The 16,856-nt window shown below is 70.0% G+C and carries 14 protein-coding genes; 3 read left to right on the forward strand and 11 right to left on the reverse strand.

What is annotated here, in order from left to right; all coding sequences use genetic code 11:
- Positions 1-99: 99 nt before the first annotated feature.
- A complete protein-coding gene (gene uvrA / locus ACFZBU_RS07555; protein WP_391582556.1) occupies positions 100-2,946 on the reverse strand; it encodes an excinuclease ABC subunit UvrA in 2,847 nt (948 codons plus the stop codon).
- Between the two features lie 355 nt (positions 2,947-3,301).
- On the opposite strand from uvrA, the gene ACFZBU_RS07560 reads away from it, so the two are divergent.
- A complete protein-coding gene (locus ACFZBU_RS07560) occupies positions 3,302-4,036 on the forward strand; it encodes a maleylpyruvate isomerase family mycothiol-dependent enzyme (RefSeq protein ID WP_391582557.1) in 735 nt (244 codons plus the stop codon).
- Positions 4,037-4,106: 70 nt separating this feature from the next.
- Complete coding sequence (locus ACFZBU_RS07565) at positions 4,107-4,763, forward strand: MBL fold metallo-hydrolase (protein ID WP_391582558.1); 657 nt, start codon at positions 4,107-4,109, stop codon at positions 4,761-4,763.
- 31 nt (positions 4,764-4,794) lie between these two features.
- On the opposite strand, the gene ACFZBU_RS07570 is transcribed toward ACFZBU_RS07565, so the two are convergent.
- The gene (locus ACFZBU_RS07570) at positions 4,795-5,352 is read right to left on the reverse strand and encodes a CGNR zinc finger domain-containing protein (RefSeq protein ID WP_391582559.1); all 558 of its coding nucleotides are present in this window, start codon (positions 5,350-5,352) and stop codon (positions 4,795-4,797) included.
- A gap of 125 nt (positions 5,353-5,477) precedes the next feature.
- Here ACFZBU_RS07570 and ACFZBU_RS07575 point away from each other — a divergent pair, with 125 nt between their 5' ends.
- Positions 5,478-5,639: a hypothetical protein gene (locus tag ACFZBU_RS07575; RefSeq protein WP_391582560.1), complete on the forward strand. Its 162-nt coding sequence runs from the start codon at positions 5,478-5,480 to the stop codon at positions 5,637-5,639.
- On the opposite strand, the gene ACFZBU_RS07580 is transcribed toward ACFZBU_RS07575, so the two are convergent.
- The 9 genes from ACFZBU_RS07580 to ACFZBU_RS07620 all read right to left on the reverse strand — a co-directional run bounded on the left by ACFZBU_RS07580 (position 5,636) and on the right by ACFZBU_RS07620 (position 16,855).
- On the reverse strand, positions 5,636-6,625 hold the full coding sequence (locus ACFZBU_RS07580) for a TerC family protein (RefSeq protein ID WP_391582561.1): 990 nt from the start codon (positions 6,623-6,625) through the stop codon (positions 5,636-5,638). The genes ACFZBU_RS07575 and ACFZBU_RS07580 overlap by 4 nt on opposite strands.
- Positions 6,626-6,801: 176 nt before the next feature.
- Positions 6,802-7,458 (reverse strand): exonuclease domain-containing protein, encoded by a 657-nt coding sequence (locus ACFZBU_RS07585; RefSeq protein WP_391582562.1) that lies wholly within the window; start codon positions 7,456-7,458, stop codon positions 6,802-6,804.
- A 536-nt stretch (positions 7,459-7,994) separates the two neighbouring features.
- A complete protein-coding gene (locus ACFZBU_RS07590; protein WP_391582563.1) occupies positions 7,995-9,749 on the reverse strand; it encodes a TerD family protein in 1,755 nt (584 codons plus the stop codon).
- Positions 9,750-9,853: 104 nt separating this feature from the next.
- Positions 9,854-10,426 (reverse strand): TerD family protein, encoded by a 573-nt coding sequence (locus tag ACFZBU_RS07595; protein ID WP_391582564.1) that lies wholly within the window; start codon positions 10,424-10,426, stop codon positions 9,854-9,856.
- 213 nt (positions 10,427-10,639) lie between these two features.
- A complete protein-coding gene (gene uvrB / locus ACFZBU_RS07600) occupies positions 10,640-12,718 on the reverse strand; it encodes an excinuclease ABC subunit UvrB (protein WP_391582565.1) in 2,079 nt (692 codons plus the stop codon).
- A 218-nt stretch (positions 12,719-12,936) separates the two neighbouring features.
- A complete protein-coding gene (gene coaE, locus ACFZBU_RS07605) occupies positions 12,937-13,536 on the reverse strand; it encodes a dephospho-CoA kinase (RefSeq protein ID WP_391582566.1) in 600 nt (199 codons plus the stop codon).
- A gap of 163 nt (positions 13,537-13,699) precedes the next feature.
- Positions 13,700-14,455 (reverse strand): decaprenylphospho-beta-D-erythro-pentofuranosid-2-ulose 2-reductase, encoded by a 756-nt coding sequence (locus tag ACFZBU_RS07610; protein ID WP_391582567.1) that lies wholly within the window; start codon positions 14,453-14,455, stop codon positions 13,700-13,702.
- Positions 14,456-14,502: 47 nt separating this feature from the next.
- Positions 14,503-15,888: an FAD-binding protein gene (locus ACFZBU_RS07615; protein WP_391582568.1), complete on the reverse strand. Its 1,386-nt coding sequence runs from the start codon at positions 15,886-15,888 to the stop codon at positions 14,503-14,505.
- Entirely contained in the window at positions 15,881-16,855 is a 975-nt protein-coding gene (locus ACFZBU_RS07620) for a decaprenyl-phosphate phosphoribosyltransferase (RefSeq protein ID WP_391582569.1), read from the reverse strand. Before ACFZBU_RS07620 ends, ACFZBU_RS07615 begins: the two co-directional genes overlap by 8 nt.
- Position 16,856 lies beyond the last annotated feature (1 nt).

Consider the following 16,856-nt stretch of genomic DNA (forward strand, 5'->3'; position numbering starts at 1 on the left):
GGATCTCCTCGTGAACGGTGACACCGGTGGCGTGGCCCGGACCGGCCACGCCACCGTGCGGCCGGTCAATCCTCGCACCCGGCCCGGACTGCGCTCACGTCACCGTCGGTCGTACAGCACGCTCTGGAGGAACTTGCCGGTGTGGCTGCCGGCCACCTCGGCGACCTCCTCGGGAGTGCCCTCGGCGACGACCAGACCGCCGCCGCTGCCGCCCTCGGGGCCCAGGTCGACGACCCAGTCGGCGGTCTTGATCACGTCGAGGTTGTGCTCGATCACGATCACCGTGTTGCCCTTGTCGACCAGGCTGGTCAGCACGCCGAGCAGCCGGCGGATGTCCTCGAAGTGCAGACCCGTGGTCGGCTCGTCGAGCACGTAGACCGTCTTGCCGGTGGAGCGGCGCTGCAGCTCGGAGGCGAGCTTGACGCGCTGCGCCTCGCCGCCGGAGAGCGTGGTCGCGGGCTGGCCGAGCCGCACGTAGCCCAAGCCGACGTCGTTGAGCGTGCGCAGGTGCCGGGCGATCGCGGGGACCGCCTCGAAGAAGGCCAGGCCCTCCTCGATCGGCATGTCGAGCACCTCGGAGATGTTCTTGCCCTTGAAGTGCACTTCCAGGGTCTCCCGGTTGTACCGCGCACCGTGGCAGACCTCGCACGGCACGTAGACGTCCGGCAGGAAGTTCATCTCGATCTTGATGGTGCCGTCGCCCGAGCAGTTCTCGCAGCGGCCGCCCTTGACGTTGAAGGAGAACCGGCCCGGCAGGTAGCCGCGCACCTTGGCCTCGGTGGTCTCCGCGAACAGCTTGCGCACGTGGTCGAACACGCCGGTGTAGGTGGCCGGGTTCGAGCGCGGGGTGCGCCCGATCGGACCCTGGTCCACGTGCACGACCTTGTCCACCAGCTCGGTCCCGGTGATCCGGGTGTGCCGACCGGGCACCAGGCGCGCGCCGTTGAGTTCACGGGCCAGGTGCGTGTACAGGATGTCGTTGACCAGGGTCGACTTGCCCGAGCCGGACACGCCGGTGACCGCGGTGAACACGCCCAGCGGGAACGCCACGCCGACGTCCCGGAGGTTGTTCTCCCGGGCGCCGTGCACGACCAGGCGACGCTTTTTGTCCGGCACCCGCCGCTCGGTCGGCGTGGGGATCGACTTGCGGCCGGAGAGGTAGTCGCCGGTCGCCGAGCGCTTGTTCTTGAGCAGCTCCTTGTAGCTGCCCGAGTGCACCACCTCGCCGCCGTGCTCGCCCGCGCCGGGACCGATGTCCACGACCCAGTCGGCGATCCGGATGGTGTCCTCGTCGTGCTCGACCACGATCAGCGTGTTGCCCATGTCCCGCAGGCGGACCAGGGTCTCGATCAGCCGGTGGTTGTCCCGCTGGTGCAGGCCGATGGACGGCTCGTCGAGCACGTACAGCACGCCGACCAGGCCGGAGCCGATCTGGGTGGCCAGCCGGATGCGCTGCGCCTCGCCGCCGGACAGGGTGCCCGCGGCGCGGCTGAGCGAGAGGTAGTCCAGGCCGACGTCGACCAGGAACTTCAGCCGCTCGTTGACCTCCTTGAGCACCCGCTCGGCGATCTTCTTCTCCCGCGCCACCAGCTTGATCCGGCCGAGGAACTCGGCGCAGTCGCTGATCGACATCGACGCGACGTCGGCGATCGACTTGTCCGCGATGGTCACCGCGAGCACGATCGGCTTGAGCCGGGCGCCGTGGCACGTGGGACACGGCACCTCGCGCATGTAGCCCTCGAAGCGCTCGCGACTGGTGTCGGTCTCGGCCTCGGAGTGCCGGCGCACGATGTACGGCAGCGCGCCCTCGAAGGACGTGTAGTACGAGCGCTCGCGCCCGTAGCGGTTCCGGTACTTGACGTGGATCTGCGTCTTGTGGCCGTTCAGCAGCGCCTTCCTGGCCCGCTGCGGCAGGCCGTCCCAGGCGATGTCGGTACGGAAGCCCATCTCGTCCGCGAGCGCGGAGACCAGCCGGCCGAAGTACTCCGAGGCGTGTCCGCTCGACCACGGCGCGAGTGCGCCCTCGTCCAGCGACTTCTGCCCGTCGGGCACGACCAGCTCCGGGTCGACCTCCATCCGGGTGCCGATGCCGGTGCAGTCGGGGCACGCGCCGAACGGCGAGTTGAAGGAGAACGAGCGCGGTTCCAGCTCCTCGAACGACAGGTCGTCGTAGGGGCAGTAGAGGTGCTCGGAGAACATCCGCTCGCGGTTGGCGTCGTCCTCGGGCAGGTCGACGAAGTCCAGGATCACCATGCCGGAGCCGAGCGAGAGCGCGGTCTCCACCGAGTCGGTCAGTCGGCGCTTGGCCGAGGCCTTGACGGTCAGGCGGTCGATGACCACCTCGATGGTGTGCTTCTCCTGCTTCTTGAGCTTGGGCGGGTCGGTCAGCTGGATCACCGCGCCGTCCACCCGGGCCCGGCTGTAGCCCTTGGACTGGAGTTCGGCGAACAGGTCGACGAACTCGCCCTTGCGCTCGCGCACGATCGGCGAGAGCACCTGGAAGCGGGTGCCCTCCTCCAGCTCCAGCACCCGGTCGACCACCTGCTGCGGGCTCTGCCGGGCGATCGGGCGGGCGCACTGCGGGCAGTGCGGGTGGCCGATCCGGGCGTAGAGCAGGCGCAGGTAGTCGTAGACCTCGGTGATCGTGCCGACCGTGGAGCGCGGGTTGCGGTTCGTCGACTTCTGGTCGATCGAGACCGCGGGCGACAGGCCCTCGATGAAGTCGACGTCGGGCTTGTCCATCTGCCCGAGGAACTGGCGCGCGTAGGACGACAGCGACTCGACGTAGCGGCGCTGTCCCTCCGCGAAGATCGTGTCGAACGCGAGCGAGGACTTGCCGGAGCCGGACAGGCCGGTGAAGACGATGAGCGCGTCGCGCGGTAGGTCGAGGGAGACGTCCTTGAGGTTGTGCTCGCGCGCGCCACGGACGATGAGACGGTCGGCCACTTGAGAATCGAAACCCTTCGACGACATGCCGCTGCGGCTGAATGATGTCGAGCTGATCGGTACGCGTCGACAGTGCGGATCGAGGCAGTGCCGGCCGGGACGATGCCGGTCGGATCCGTGCCCCGCGCCATCGTAAGCAGCCCACGGCAGGTTTTTGTTCCCCTTTGAGCCGCCAGGCTATCGCACATTCATTCGAACAAAACTTCTCCGGGTCCTTCTTCACTCGATCGTGTGAAGCTTCGGCCCCGGCGCTCCGGCCCGCGCGCGCCACTAAGGTGAAACCCCAAGACCTCGCCGCACCGGGACCCGTCTCGTCCCACGAATCGGCGGCGGGGGCGATCCGGGGGAGGTATGCGTGACCACGGACGGGTTCGACCCCGCCGCACTGCTCGCGGAGATCAACGACGCGACCGCGCAGGTATTGGCGACCGCGGAACGGCTGACGCCCGAGCACCTGGCCGGTCCGTCGTTGCTGCCCGGGTGGAGCAGGGGCCATGTACTGACCCACCTCGCGCGCAACGCGGACGCCCTGACCAACCTGCTGAACTGGGCCCGCACCGGAATCCCGACCCCGATGTACCCGCCGGGGGACGCCCGCGACCGGGCCATCGAGGAGGGTGCCGGTCGGCCGCTCCCGGAGCAGCTCACCGACCTGTACGACGCGTCCGGCCGGTTCGCCCGGGCGTTCACCGCGATGACGCCGACCGCGTGGGGCGCCAAGGTCACCGCGCGCAACGCGGGCGAGATCGCCGCCACGACGCTGCCCGGCAAACGACTGCGCGAGTTGTACATCCACCACGTCGACCTGGACGCGGGCTGGACGCCGGCGCACTGGCCGACCGAGTACACCGAGCGCGAGCTGAACGAGGTCGCCGCCTCCTTCCGCGGCCGGCCGGACTGCCCGCCGCTGCTGCTGCGCGACGACATCACCCACCGCGAGTTGTTGATCGGCCCGGAGGGCGTGGCCCCCGCCGCGGTCGTCTCCGGTCGCCGTCAGTCGCTGCTCGCGTGGCTGATCGGCCGCACCAACGGCGACGGCCTGATCGTCGAGCCGTTCGGTCGCCTGCCACCGCTGCCCGCGTGGATGTAGCGGGCGGACGCGGCCGCCGCCGGCGCCGGTCGGTAGCCGGGAGGGGTCGCGGACGGGGAGGATGGCTCGTATGACGTATCACGGATCCGTGAAGGTCGGCGGCGCCCCGGCCGTGCGCGAGCTGGCCAATCTGATGATCAGCAAGGTGGCGGTCGGGCCCTACGACAACGACGCCTACCTGCTCCGCTGTCGGGCCACCGATCAACAGTTGCTGATCGACGCGGCCAACGACGCGGGCACGCTGATCACCCTGGTGGGCGACGGCGGCCTCGCGAAGGTGGTCACCACCCATCGGCACCAGGACCACTGGCAGGCGCTCGCCGAGGTGGTCGCGCACACCGGCGCGACCACCCTGGCCGGACGCGCCGACGCCGAGGCCATCCCGGTGCCCACCGACGTCCTCGTGGACGACGGCGACACGATCGCCTTCGGCGCCATCGAACTGCGGGCCATCCACCTGGTGGGTCACACCGAGGGCAGCATCGCGCTGCTGTACGACGACCCCAAGGGCCACCCGCACCTGTTCACCGGCGACTGCCTGTTCCCCGGCGGGGTGGGCAACACCTTCGGCGACCCGGCCGCCTTCGATCGGCTGATCGACGACGTCGAACACAAGCTCTTCGACCTGCTCCCGGACGAGACCTGGGTCTACCCGGGCCACGGCAACGACACGACCCTGGGCGCCGAGCGCCCCGCCCTGGCCGAGTGGCGCGAACGCCGCTGGTGATCCGAGCGCGCCGAGTGTCGGTCCGGCCCGCTCAGGGCCGACCGGCGCTCGGCGCGGCGGCCCTGCGGCGGGCCCGGTGCGCGGCCACGTTGGCACGGTTGGCGCACGCGTCCGAGCAGTAGCGTTTGCGGCCGTTGCGGGAGGTGTCCGCGAACGCCCGGTCGCAACCGGCCGCCGCGCACACACCGGATCGGCCCACGCCGTAGTCGGCCACCAGGTTGGCCAGCCCCATCGCCGTGTTGATCCGCATGCGCTGCACGAACGGCACCCCCGAGGGCGCGTGGTGCAGGTGCAGCCCGTAGCCGTGATCCACCAGCCGCGGCCGCACCTCGACCCGCGCCAGCAGGCCGTTGACGTGCTCGACGGCCTCCTCCAGGTCGGTGATCACGAAGAACGCGCGCAACTCGCCGGCCCACTCCAGCAGGGGTTCGAGCGCCTCCTGGTCCAGGTCCTCGACCAGGAACGAGAACGCTCGCAGCACATCCCGCGCGGACTCCAGGTCCGGCGCCGAGCCGTCCGCGCCCGTCCACGCGTTGACCATCGCCACGGCAGCGCCGACGCCGTCACTACGGTAACCGTTGACTTCCATTGAACCCTTACCTAGGCTGCGAGGTATGTAAGGAGCTACACCAGAACACTCATTACCCTAGCCAATTTGGGGGCAACGCGATGGCTTCCCGGTGCGATGCCTGCGGCCGGATCGAGGATCCGCGGATGACCGTACTGTCCCGCCACTCCACATCCCAGGGCGAAATCGTCTACACCCGCTGCCTGTGCGGCAGCGTCGGCGTGCGACTGCGGCCCACCACGACACAGCGGCCCCCGCACGAGGTGCTCCTCGCCCAGGGGCCGCCGGCCGTACCGTTTCCGGGTTAGACGCTCGCGTCCCGGTCCGCCTCGGCGGCCTCCTCGGCCGCCGCGATCTCGTCCTTCTTCGTCTTGCGCAGGCTCAGCACCGTGGTCACCGCGAGGGTCACCACGATCACGCCGAGCGAGAGCGGGATGCCGATCTCCGGCACGTGCACACCCTGACCGTGCAGCGCCTCGAAGATCAGCTTGACGCCGATGAAGCCGAGGATCACCGACAGGCCGTACGACAGGTAGACGAGCTTCTTGAGCAGCCCGCCGATCAGGAAGTACAGCTGGCGCAGCCCCATCAACGCGAACGCGTTCGCGGTGAAGACGATGTACGGCTCCTTGGTGAGGCCGAAGATCGCCGGGATGGAGTCCAGCGCGAACAGCACGTCGGTGGTGCCGACGGCGATCATCACGATCAGCATCGGGGTGACGAAACGCTTGCCGTTCTCCTTCACCACGAGCTTCATGTCGCGGTAGCCGTCGGTGGTCGGCAGCACCTTCTCGACCTTGCGCAGGAGGGCGTTCTCCTCGAACTCCTCCTCCTCGTCCGACCGGGCCTCCTTGATCAGCTTCCACGCGGTCCAGATCAGGAACGCGCCGAAGATGAAGAAGACCCACGAGAACGCGGCCACGACCGCGGCGCCCGCGGCGATGAAGATGCCGCGCAGCACCAGCGCGAGCAGCACGCCGACCAGCAGCACCCGCTGCTGGTACTGCGGCGGGACCGCGAACTTGCCCATGATCAGTACGAACACGAACAGGTTGTCGACGCTCAGCGACTTCTCGGTGATGAAGCCGGCGAAGAACTCGCCGGCGGGTGCCGACCCGGAGAAGACCCACAGGCCGATTCCGAACAGGACGGCGAGACCGACCCAGAAGATGCCCCAGAGGGACGCCTCCTTGAGGGTGACCTCGTGTGGTTTGCGATTGAGGAACAGATCGACTGCCACGAGCGCCAACAGCACGACGATGGTCAGGATCCAGGCAACGGGTGAAACGTCCACTGCGCCTCCGGCAGACGTGGGGGGTCGCGTCAACGCCGGAGGGGGGATGTACCCCTCCGATTGCCTCCAGGATGCCAGAAGGTAAAGGAAACACCAAGCGATCCTTTACCAAACCCTGGTGACAGGTCATCGGAAGACCTGTGCGGATCCGCTCGCTCGGAGCACCCGGATACCCGTCAGCGCGCCGGGGCGAACCCCCGGCGCGGCTTGAGCACGGGCGCGGCGGCCCGCTCCGGGGCCCGGGCGGGCGGCACCGGCAGCCCGAGACTGCGGGTCCCCAGGCCGGCCAGCAGCAGCGGCAGCAGGCGCGCGGTCACCCGGGCATCGGCCAGCGCCGCGTGCGCGTCGGGGAAGGTCAGCCCGAAGTGCGCACAACACGTCCCGAGCTTGTGATCGGCCAGCGGCAGCCCGGACGCCTTCGCCAGCTTCATCGTGCACAGCGCGGGCAACGTCGGCGGCGCCAGGCCGGCCGCGACGAACTCGGCCTCCAGGAAACGCTGCTCGAAGGACGCGTTGTGGGCGACCACCACGGCGCCCGCGAGCAGCCCGGCCAACTCGACGGCGATCTGCGCGAATCGGGGCGCGCCCAGCACGTCGGCGGCGGTGATCCGATGCACGTGGCTCGCGCCCACCGAGCGGCCCGGATCCAGCAGCGTGGTCCATTCGCGCAGCACCTCGCCGGTGCCGCGGATGCGCACCACGCCGACCTCCACGATCCGATCCCCGCGGGCCGGCGAGAATCCCGTGGTCTCCAGGTCCACGACCGCGAATTCGGTCCGAGCGACCTCGGCGGGCACCCCGAGCATGCGCACGGGATCGGCATAGGCGAACAAGGCGACGTCCCTCTCCCCCGGCCGCCTCGGTCACGACCGACGGGGCGAGAGTCTATGACCCCCGCCCCGCCGCTTTCCCCGCATTGCCACGAACTGCCCGCTTCGAGCGAATCCCCGCCCCAGCCCGGCCGGCACATGACGTCACCCGGCCGAAGACCAACGCTGCACCGAACCCCGGCGTCACCACCCGGCCGAGCCGACCCACCTCGGCCCGGCCGCGGTTCGAGGCCACCGGGCCGGACGCCGACGCCCCACCCGACCCCGGCGCCATCACCCCGCCGAGCCAACCCACTTCAGCCCGGCCGGCGTTCGAGGCCACCCGGCCGAAGGCCGAACCTCGCGCGCCTGGGCCGTGTCCGGTGGATCCTGGTGGATGAGGTCGCGTCGTCCGGTGCCGTGGCTCGGCGTGCCGGCGAAGCAGCCGCATGGTGGTTCCATTCGGCTGTTTCTCCGGTGCGGCGAGACGAGCGCAGCGAGGAGCCCGCGAAGGGCGGATGCCAGGCGGCGCGGCCCCACCAGGATCCGCCGGACCCGGCCTAGCGCCCGTTCGTGCCGGCGACCCAGGACAACAACTGCCGTGTGGCCTCCGCGCCGCCCGAGGGCAGGTCCGCCGTGTACACCCAGGGCAGCCCGATCCACGGGTCCATGATGTGGTCCTCCGGAATCGCGGTGAGCCGCAACAACGAGCGCCACAACGGATCCAGCAGCGGCCCGAACGACTCGGCGTCACCCCGCGAACCCACCACGATCACGTGCACCCCGACCCTGGGCCCCTCCTCGACGATGTGCCGCAACTGCGCCGCACTGCGATCGTCGAAGCCGAACGGGAAGTCGTGCACGAGCAACAACTGTCGGGCCAGATCCAGATCGCTCGGCAGCGAGTCCACCGCGTCGTTGGCCACCGCCATCCGCACCAGCTCGATCCGGTCCAGGATCCGCCCGAGCAGCACGGACACGTCGGCCGCATCGGTGGCCACCGGCCCCACCAGCAGCCCGGACGACGCCAGCGGCTGCAACGGCGCGGCAGCCGTGCCCTTGCCCGCCGGGTCGATCACGTGCACCTTGAACTCGCCCACCGGGAACGCCGCGAACATCCGCGCGGTCAGCGACACCGCGAGCTCGTCGGCCCGCTCCGCGCCGTTGCCCCGCTCGCCCTCCAGGCCGGTCGCACCGGTGTCGATCCACAACCCGCGATCCATCGGCAGCCGCAACACCATCGGCACACGCAGCTCCGGTCGCTCCGGCAGATGCAGGTCGCCGAGCCGAATCGCCGGCGCCCCGTCCTCGGGAGCCTGCCAACCGGCCCACGACGTGCTGTCCCAACGCGCCATCACCGGCGGCAGGTTCGGCTCCAGCTGCTCGACCTCGCCGACCAACTGCGTGGTGTCCCGGTCGAGTACGGCCTTGGCCTGCTCGGCCAGCGCCCGGTGCCGGTCACGCGCGGTGTCCTGCGCGGCGAGCCCCGCGGGCGAGAAGCGCGCGGCGGGGTCGTTCAGGACGCCTTCCAGCTCCTTGTCCAACCGCCCGTCGGCGTACTCGATCGCCGATCGGTAGGCGGCGGCCGATCGCGCCGCGTCCTCGAACACGCCCCAGACCTGTTCGTACAGCTTCTCCACCTCGCGCCGCGCGGCCCGCTGCGCGGCCTCGCGCTCGACGTCCGGCGGAGCCGCGGCCCACGCCATGCCGCCGCTCTGGTCCACCCGCGGCGGGGTGCCCGGCTCGCGCGGTTCGGTGGGCGCGTTCGCGGCGCTGAACGGCGCGGCGGCGGGTCCGCCGAGCGCGGTGCGCGCCCGGTCCACCACTCGCGCCCGGTTCTGCACGCCGACGTCCTTGAGCAGCGCCTCCAGGCCGGCCTCGTAGCCCTGCCCGACGGCGCGCACCTTCCACGCGCCCTGGCGTCGATACAGCTCGACGGTGTGCAGCGCGCGCTCGTTGCCCAGATCGGTGATGCGGAACGTGGCCAGGTCCTCGCCGCCGGCCCGCACGGTGACCACCGGCGCCGCGACCACGCCGAACCGGTCCACGCCGCCGCCCTCCAGCGAGGCGCCGACCAGCACCCGCTCGATCTCGGCGGGCAGCCTGTCCAGCTCGAAGGTCGCACCGGCCTGCCGAATGGTCACCCCGACGGTGTCGACACCGCCGCGCTGGATCACATCGTCGTCGCCGCGGACCCGATCGTCGGCGCCCACCAGGGTCACCACCAGCTCGACCGGGCATTGTGCCGCGATCTCGACCTCCACCCGGGTGTCGGGCAGCGCCAGGTTCTGACCCCGTACCAGTTCGGTGCTCACGTGCGTTCGTCCCCTCCCCGCCCCGCCGGGACGGACCCCGCGCGAGCGGGCCGGGAGGCGTACTCCGCCCGTCCCGGCCCGCTCACCATGTTTGGTTGTGCGTCCTACAGGTGCGCCATCAGAGCCGGGAGCAGGTCGCGCAGGGTCTGACCGTGCGCGGGCTCGCCGATCGCGGCCATCTTCCAGGCGGTGCCGTGCCGGTAGAGCTTGGCCATGATCTGGCCGGTGTAGTTGCCACCGCCGGAGAGCGTGTAGCGCGCCAGCTCGGTGTTCGTGGTCTCGTCCACGATCCGGCAGAACGCGTTCTCGATCTCCTGGAAGGTCTGCCCCTGGAACGAGCTGACCGTGAAGATGATCTGGTCCACGTGCACCGGCACGCGGGACAGGTCCACGAGGATCGACTCGTCGTCGCCGTCACCGTGCCCGGTCAGGTTGTCGCCGGTGTGGCGAACGGACCCGTCCTTGCTGGTGAGCTGGCCGAAGTAGCAGACGTCGACCGGCTGGTTCTCGGCGAAGAGCACACACGACGCGTCGAGGTCGACCTCCTTCTCCCGGCTGCCGAACAGGCCGCGGCGCTTGATGGCGTCCCATCCCAGGCCCATCCGGACCATGGTCAGCTCGCCACCACCCGGCTTGTCGAGTGAAATCCTCTGGCCCTTGGACATGTTGACGGCCACTGGCGACGTCTCCCCTCACAGATTTGGTCACGCGGCTCGCGAACGCCGCCCCGTGGTCGGGGCGGGCCCACACTGGCCGCAGAGTAGTCCTCGGGAGTCGCCGGTGTCCCGGCGAGCCCCCTCGGTGACATTCAGGATCACGAACCTACCGGTCAAGACGTACGGACTTCGCAGGCCGTTCCCTCATGTCCGTGATCCGTCCCGGACATCGTGCTACGCGATGCCCGCGGCCTTCATCCCGCGCAGCTCCTTCTTCAGCTCCCCGACCTCGTCGCGCAACCGCGCGGCCAGTTCGAATTGCAGTTCGGAGGCCGCGGCGTGCATCTGCTCGGTCATCACCCGGATCATGTCCGCGAGATCGGCCGCGGGCAGATTGTCCGTCGCCGCCTTCTTGCCCAACGAGGGCACCGGCGCCTTCTGCCGACCCTTGTTGCCGGCCAGCAGATCGGCGGTGTCCGCGTCCTCGCGCGAGATCGAGTCCAGGATGTCCACGATCTTCTTGCGCAGCGGCTGCGGGTCGATGCCGCGCTCGGTGTTGTACGCGATCTGCTTGGCCCGGCGACGGTTGGTCTCGTCGATCGCCTTGGCCATCGACGGGGTGATCTTGTCCGCGTACATGTGCACCTGGCCGGACACGTTGCGCGCCGCACGGCCGATGGTCTGGATCAGCGACGTGCCCGAGCGCAGGAAGCCCTCCTTGTCCGCGTCCAGGATGGACACGAGCGAGACCTCGGGCAGGTCCAGGCCCTCGCGCAGCAGGTTGATGCCGACCAGCACGTCGTACTCGCCCAGCCGCAGCTCGCGCAGCAACTCGACCCGGCGCAGCGTGTCGATGTCGCTGTGCAGGTAGCGCACCCGCACACCCTGCTCCAGGAAGTAGTCCGTGAGGTCCTCGGACATCTTCTTGGTGAGCGTGGTGACCAGGACCCGCTCGTCCTTCTCGGCCCGGGTGCGGATCTCGTGCAGCAGGTCGTCGATCTGGCCCTCGGTCGGCTTGACCACGACCTCGGGGTCGATCAGGCCGGTCGGCCGGATGATCTGCTCGACCACCGCATCCGCCTTGGCCAGCTCGTACTTGCCGGGGGTCGCGGACAGATACACCGTCTGGCCGACCCGCTCCAGGAACTCCTCCCACTTGAGCGGGCGGTTGTCCATCGCGGACGGCAGCCGGAAGCCGTGCTCGACCAGCGTGCGCTTGCGCGACGCGTCGCCCTCGTACATCGCGCCGATCTGCGGCACGGTCACGTGCGACTCGTCCAGTACCAGCAGGAAGTCCTCGGGGAAGTAGTCGAGGAGTGTGTTCGGCGCGGTGCCGGCCTCGCGGCCGTCCATGTGCCGCGAGTAGTTCTCGATGCCGGAGCAGGTGCCGATCTGGCGGAGCATCTCGATGTCGTACGTGGTCCGCATCCGCAGCCGCTGGGACTCCAGCACCTTGCCCTGCTTGTCCATCCGGGCGAGCGTCTCCTCCAGCTCCCGCTCGATCCCGGCGACCGCCCGCTCCATGCGCTCGGGGCCGGCCACGTAGTGGGTGGCGGGGAAGACGTAGAGCTCGTCGTCCTCGCTGACCACCTCGCCGGTGAGCGGGTGCAGCGTCATCAGCGACTCGATCTCGTCGCCGAACATCTCGATCCGCACGGCCAGCTCTTCGTACACCGGGAAGATCTCGATCGTGTCGCCGCGCACCCGGAAGGTGCCGCGGGTGAACGCGACGTCGTTGCGGGTGTACTGGTTGCCGACGAAGCGGCGCAGCAGCGCGTCGCGCTCGATCTCCTCGCCGACTCGCAGCCGGACCATCCGGTCGACGTACTCCTGCGGGGTGCCGAGGCCGTAGATGCAGGACACGGAGGCGACCACGACCACGTCGCGGCGGGTCAGCAGCGAGTTGGTGGTCGAGTGCCGCAGCCGCTCGACCTCCTCGTTGATCGAGGAGTCCTTCTCGATGTAGGTGTCCGTGGTCGGGACGTACGCCTCGGGCTGGTAGTAGTCGTAGTACGAGACGAAGTACTCGACGGCGTTGTTGGGCAGCAGCTCACGAAACTCGTTGGCGAGCTGGGCCGCGAGGGTCTTGTTGGGCGCCATGACGAGGGTCGGCCGCTGGAGCCGCTCGATCATCCACGCGGTCGTCGCCGACTTCCCGGTGCCGGTCGCACCGAGCAACACCACATTCTTGTCGCCCGCATTGACGCGCTGTTCGAGAAGATCGATCGCCTGCGGCTGGTCACCGGACGGCCGATAGGGACTGACGACCTCGAAGGGCGCCACTTTGCGTTCGAGATCGGTAATGGGTCGCACTGGATACACGTTACGGGTCTCCACCGACAAACGACGTGGACGCCGTGTGTCGGTGGAGACCCGTAGGGTGCCGGCGGCCGTCGAGTGCAGCCACGTCGCAGGCCGCGGGGCCCGATCGCGCCGCGCCCCCGCCGGAAAACCCGCGGCCTCCGCACCGAACGCAACGGGTGGAGCGGGTGGGCACACCAACCAAGGCCGACCGAGACGCGGCCGCGCCCTCAGTCACCCGTCAACCGCTCCCACAGCGCCAGCACCTGCGGCTCCAATGCCGAAAGCGGCCCGTCGTTGTCGATCACCACATCCGCGATCGCCAACCGCTCGGCCCGAGTGGCCTGCGCACCCATGCGGGCGAGCGCGTCGGCCTCCGGCATGCCCCGCAGGCGGACCAGCCGGTCGAGCTGGGTCTCCGGGGAGGCGTCCACGACCACGACCAGGTCGTACAGCTTCGCCAGATCGTTCTCGGCCAGCAGCGGCACGTCGTTGACCAGCACCGCGTCGTCGCCGGCCGCCGCCGTCAGCTCCGCGGCCCGGGCCCCGACCAGGGGGTGCACGATCGCGTTGAGCGCGGCCAACCGCTCCGGCGAACCGAAGACGATCCGGCCCAGGCCCGGGCGGTCCAGCGAGCCGTCCGGCAGCAGCACCGATTCGCCGAATTCCGCCACCACCGCCGCCAGCCCGGGCGTGTCCGGGGCCACCACCTCGCGGGCGATCCGGTCCGAGTCGATCACCACCGCGCCCAGCTCGGCGAGCCGCCGCGCCACCTCGCTCTTGCCCGCGCCGATGCCACCGGTGAGCCCGACGTTGCCCCTGCTGCCCATGCCGCGCCCCTCGTACGTCTTCGGGTGGACCAGAACCGGGCCACGGTAGGCCAGGCGACCCCAGGGTAGAAGGGGACGCCTCCCGCACACACGGGAGCCCGCCCCGGACACACCGGGACGGGCTCGGCCGCGACGAAGCGCGGGTCGCAGACAAGGACGCGGGTCAGATGTTCAGCTTGCGGAAGATCGGCCGCGGCACGTGCCGCAGCGCGGACATCACGAAGCGGAACTGGCCCGGGACCCAGACCACGGACGACTTGCGGCGCAGGCCCTTGACGATCGCCTCGGCGACCGCCTCCGGCGTGGTGGCCAGCGGCGCCTCCGGCAGGCCCTCGGTCATCTTGGTCCGCACGAAGCCCGGCCGCACGACCATCACGTGCACGCCGGTGCCGTGCAGCTTGTCGCCCAGGCCCTGGGCGAACGCGTCCAGGCCGGCCTTGGTGGATCCGTAGATGAAGTTCGACTTGCGGGCCCGCTCGCCGGCCACCGACGAGATCACCGCGAGCGCGCCGTGGCCCTGCCGGGACAGCGCGTTGGCCGCGGCCAGCCCGGCCGAGACGCCGCCCACGTAGTTGACCTGCGCGACGCGCGCGGCGGCGGCCGGGGACTTCTCGTCCGCGTCCTGGTCGCCCAGCACGCCGAAGGCGAGCAGCACGACATCGATGTCACCGGCGGCGAAGACCTCGTCGACGGTCTTCTCGTGGTCGTCGGTCTCGGCCGCGTCGAAGCCGACCACCTCGACCGTCGCACCGAGGCCGCGCAGCTGTTCGGCGGCCGTGTCCAGCGCGGCGGAGGGGCGGCCGGCGAGCACGACCCGCCGAACCCGCTCGGCCACCATCGCGCGAGCCGTGGTCAGCGCGATCTCGGAGGTGCCGCCGAGAACGAGCAGGGACTGCGGTGCGCCCAGGGCGTCTTTCACGGTGTGTCCTTCACAAGTGGTTCACGAGAAGACGAAAGGGGGGTGGGTCAGAGCCCGAGTCGGCGGGCCTGATCGGAGACGAAGATCCCGTCCGGGTCGACCTTGGCCCGCACCTCGCGGAACCGCTCCAGGCGCGGGTACATCCGGGCCAGGTCGGCCGGGTCCATCCGCGAGTCCTTGGCGAGGTAGAACCGGCCCTCGTTGGTCAGCACGATCTCGTCGAGCTGCTTGAGCAACCGGGCCAGGCCGGGCGTGTTGGTCGGGAAGTCGAGGGTCAGCGTCCACCCCGGCTTGGGGAAGGACAGGAACCCCTCGTTGCCGGGTCCGAAGCGCTTGAGCACCGTGAGCGAGGAGGGCGCGCCGTGCGCACTGATCGTCTCGACCGCCTTGACCAGCCCGTCCTCGCGCCCGAACGGCACCACGAACTGGTACTGGAGGAAGCCGGTCCGCCCGTAGACCCGGTTCCATTCCTGGACCAGGTCCAGCGGGTGGAAGAACCCGGTGATCGACTGCAGTTGGCCGACCTTGTGCTTGGGCGCCTTGCGGTACCACAGCTCGTTGAACAGGCCCATGGTGAGCTTGTTCGGCAGCCGACCCGGCACCAGGTCCGGGACGGTCAGCAGCGAGCCGGTGCGAAATCGCAGCGGGTCCCGGCGCTTCTTCGCGGGCAGGTCGTCGAGCGCGGCGAACTCGCCGCAGGTGAGCACGCAGCGGCCGAGGTTGGGGCCCTTGGCCAGGCAGTCCAGCCACGCGACGGTGTAGGTGTACTTCTCGTCCGTCTCGGCCATCAGCGCCATGGCCTCGTCGAGGTTCTTCGTCCGGTCGGTGTCCACCGACGCGAGCGAGGTCTCGATGGGCGTCATCCGGATGGTCGCGGACAGGATCAGGCCGGTCAGGCCCATGCCGCCGGCGGTGGCCCAGAACAGCTCCGGGTCGCCCTCGGGGGTGATCGTGCGCTCGGTGCCGTCGGCCATCAACATGTCGATGGACGACACGTGGTTGCAGAAGCTGCCGTCCGCGTGGTGGTTCTTCCCGTGCACGTCCGCGCCGATCGCGCCGCCCACGGTGACCTGCCGGGTGCCCGGGGTGACCGGCACGAAGAAGCCGAACGGCACGAACAGTTCGATCAGCCGGTCCAGACTCACCCCGGCCTCGCAGGTGACCAGGCCGCGCTCCAGGTCCACCGCGAGGATGCGGTCGAGGCCGGTCATGTCCAGGACGGTACCGCCTGCGTTCTGTGCGGGGTCGCCGTACGAGCGGCCCAGGCCGCGGGCGATCACCCCGCGCGAGGTGCGCTGCCCCAGGGCGGTCGCGACCTGGTCGCGGGTGGTGGGGCGCACGACGTCGGCGAAGGAGGGGGCGGTGCGTCCCCAACCGTTCAGGCTTACCCGCCGAGCGGTGGGGCGTGCGTCGGCCGACGGGCCGTCAGACATGGAAAACTCCCAGAACAAAGGTGAGAAGCCAGGCGAAGCCAAGGCCGACGAGGACCTTGTCCCTGAGAAGAACGTCCTCGGGGGATCCCGCGGTTCCGGCGTCGACGTAGACGGCGTAGCGCAGGAACGCGAATCCGAACGGGATCAGCGACAACTGGTGCCAGGCCAGCGTGGAATCGCCCTCGGGGATCTGGAATGCCCACAGGGAGTAGGTGAGCAGCGTCACCGAGACCGCCATCTGCCATACGAAGCGCAGGTAGGTGATCGAGTAATTGGCCAGCGAGGCGCGCGTCTTGGCCGCCTCCTCGCCCATCAGGACCATCTCCGAGTAGCGCTTGCCCGCGACCATGAACAACGACCCGAAGCCCGCCGTCAGCAGGAACCAGCGCGACAGCGGCAGTTCGGACGCGGTACCGCCGGCCATCGCCCGGAACAGGAAGCCCGAGGCGACCATGGCCAGGTCGAGCACGACCACGTGCTTGAACGAGAAGCAGTACGCGACGTTGAGCACCACGTACAGGCCCAGCACGAGCGCGGTCCCGGGGTTGCAGAGCAACACGCCGAGTACGACCGCGGCGATGCCCAGGATCGGCCCCAGCACCCACGCCAGCTTGACCGGCACCACGCCGGAGGCGATCGGGCGGTTGCGCTTGGTGGGGTGCTCGCGGTCGGCCTCGACGTCGAACGCGTCGTTGACGTAGTAGATCGCCGAAGCCGCCAGGCAGAACAGCATGAACATGATCGCGGTGTGGCCGAGGACGTAGCCCTCGTCCAACCGCCCGGCCGCGAGCGGCGCGGCGAACACGAGCACGTTCTTGACCCACTGCTTGGGCCGGGCCAACTTCAGCAGGCCACCCGCGAGTCCACCGCGCGGAGGCCGCGTCGGTGCCTCGACCGCGGACGCGGTCGCGGTGACGACCGCGGCCTCCCGCGCATCGAGCGGCGATTCGATTTCGGATGTACTCAAG

Origin of the sequence: Embleya sp. NPDC008237 (assembly GCF_042956465.1) — a bacterium.
Lineage (GTDB): Bacteria > Actinomycetota > Actinomycetes > Streptomycetales > Streptomycetaceae > Embleya.

Excerpts from the sequence above, each read along its gene's own strand:
- ACFZBU_RS07565 (WP_391582558.1), top strand. The coding sequence starts at position 4,107 with ATGACGTATCACGGATCCGTGAAGGTCGGCGGCGCCCCGGCCGTGCGC.
- ACFZBU_RS07570 (WP_391582559.1), bottom strand. The coding sequence starts at position 5,352 with ATGGAAGTCAACGGTTACCGTAGTGACGGCGTCGGCGCTGCCGTGGCG.
- ACFZBU_RS07575 (WP_391582560.1), top strand. The coding sequence starts at position 5,478 with ATGACCGTACTGTCCCGCCACTCCACATCCCAGGGCGAAATCGTCTAC.
- coaE (WP_391582566.1), bottom strand. The coding sequence starts at position 13,536 with ATGGGCAGCAGGGGCAACGTCGGGCTCACCGGTGGCATCGGCGCGGGC.
- ACFZBU_RS07615 (WP_391582568.1), bottom strand. The coding sequence starts at position 15,888 with ATGTCTGACGGCCCGTCGGCCGACGCACGCCCCACCGCTCGGCGGGTA.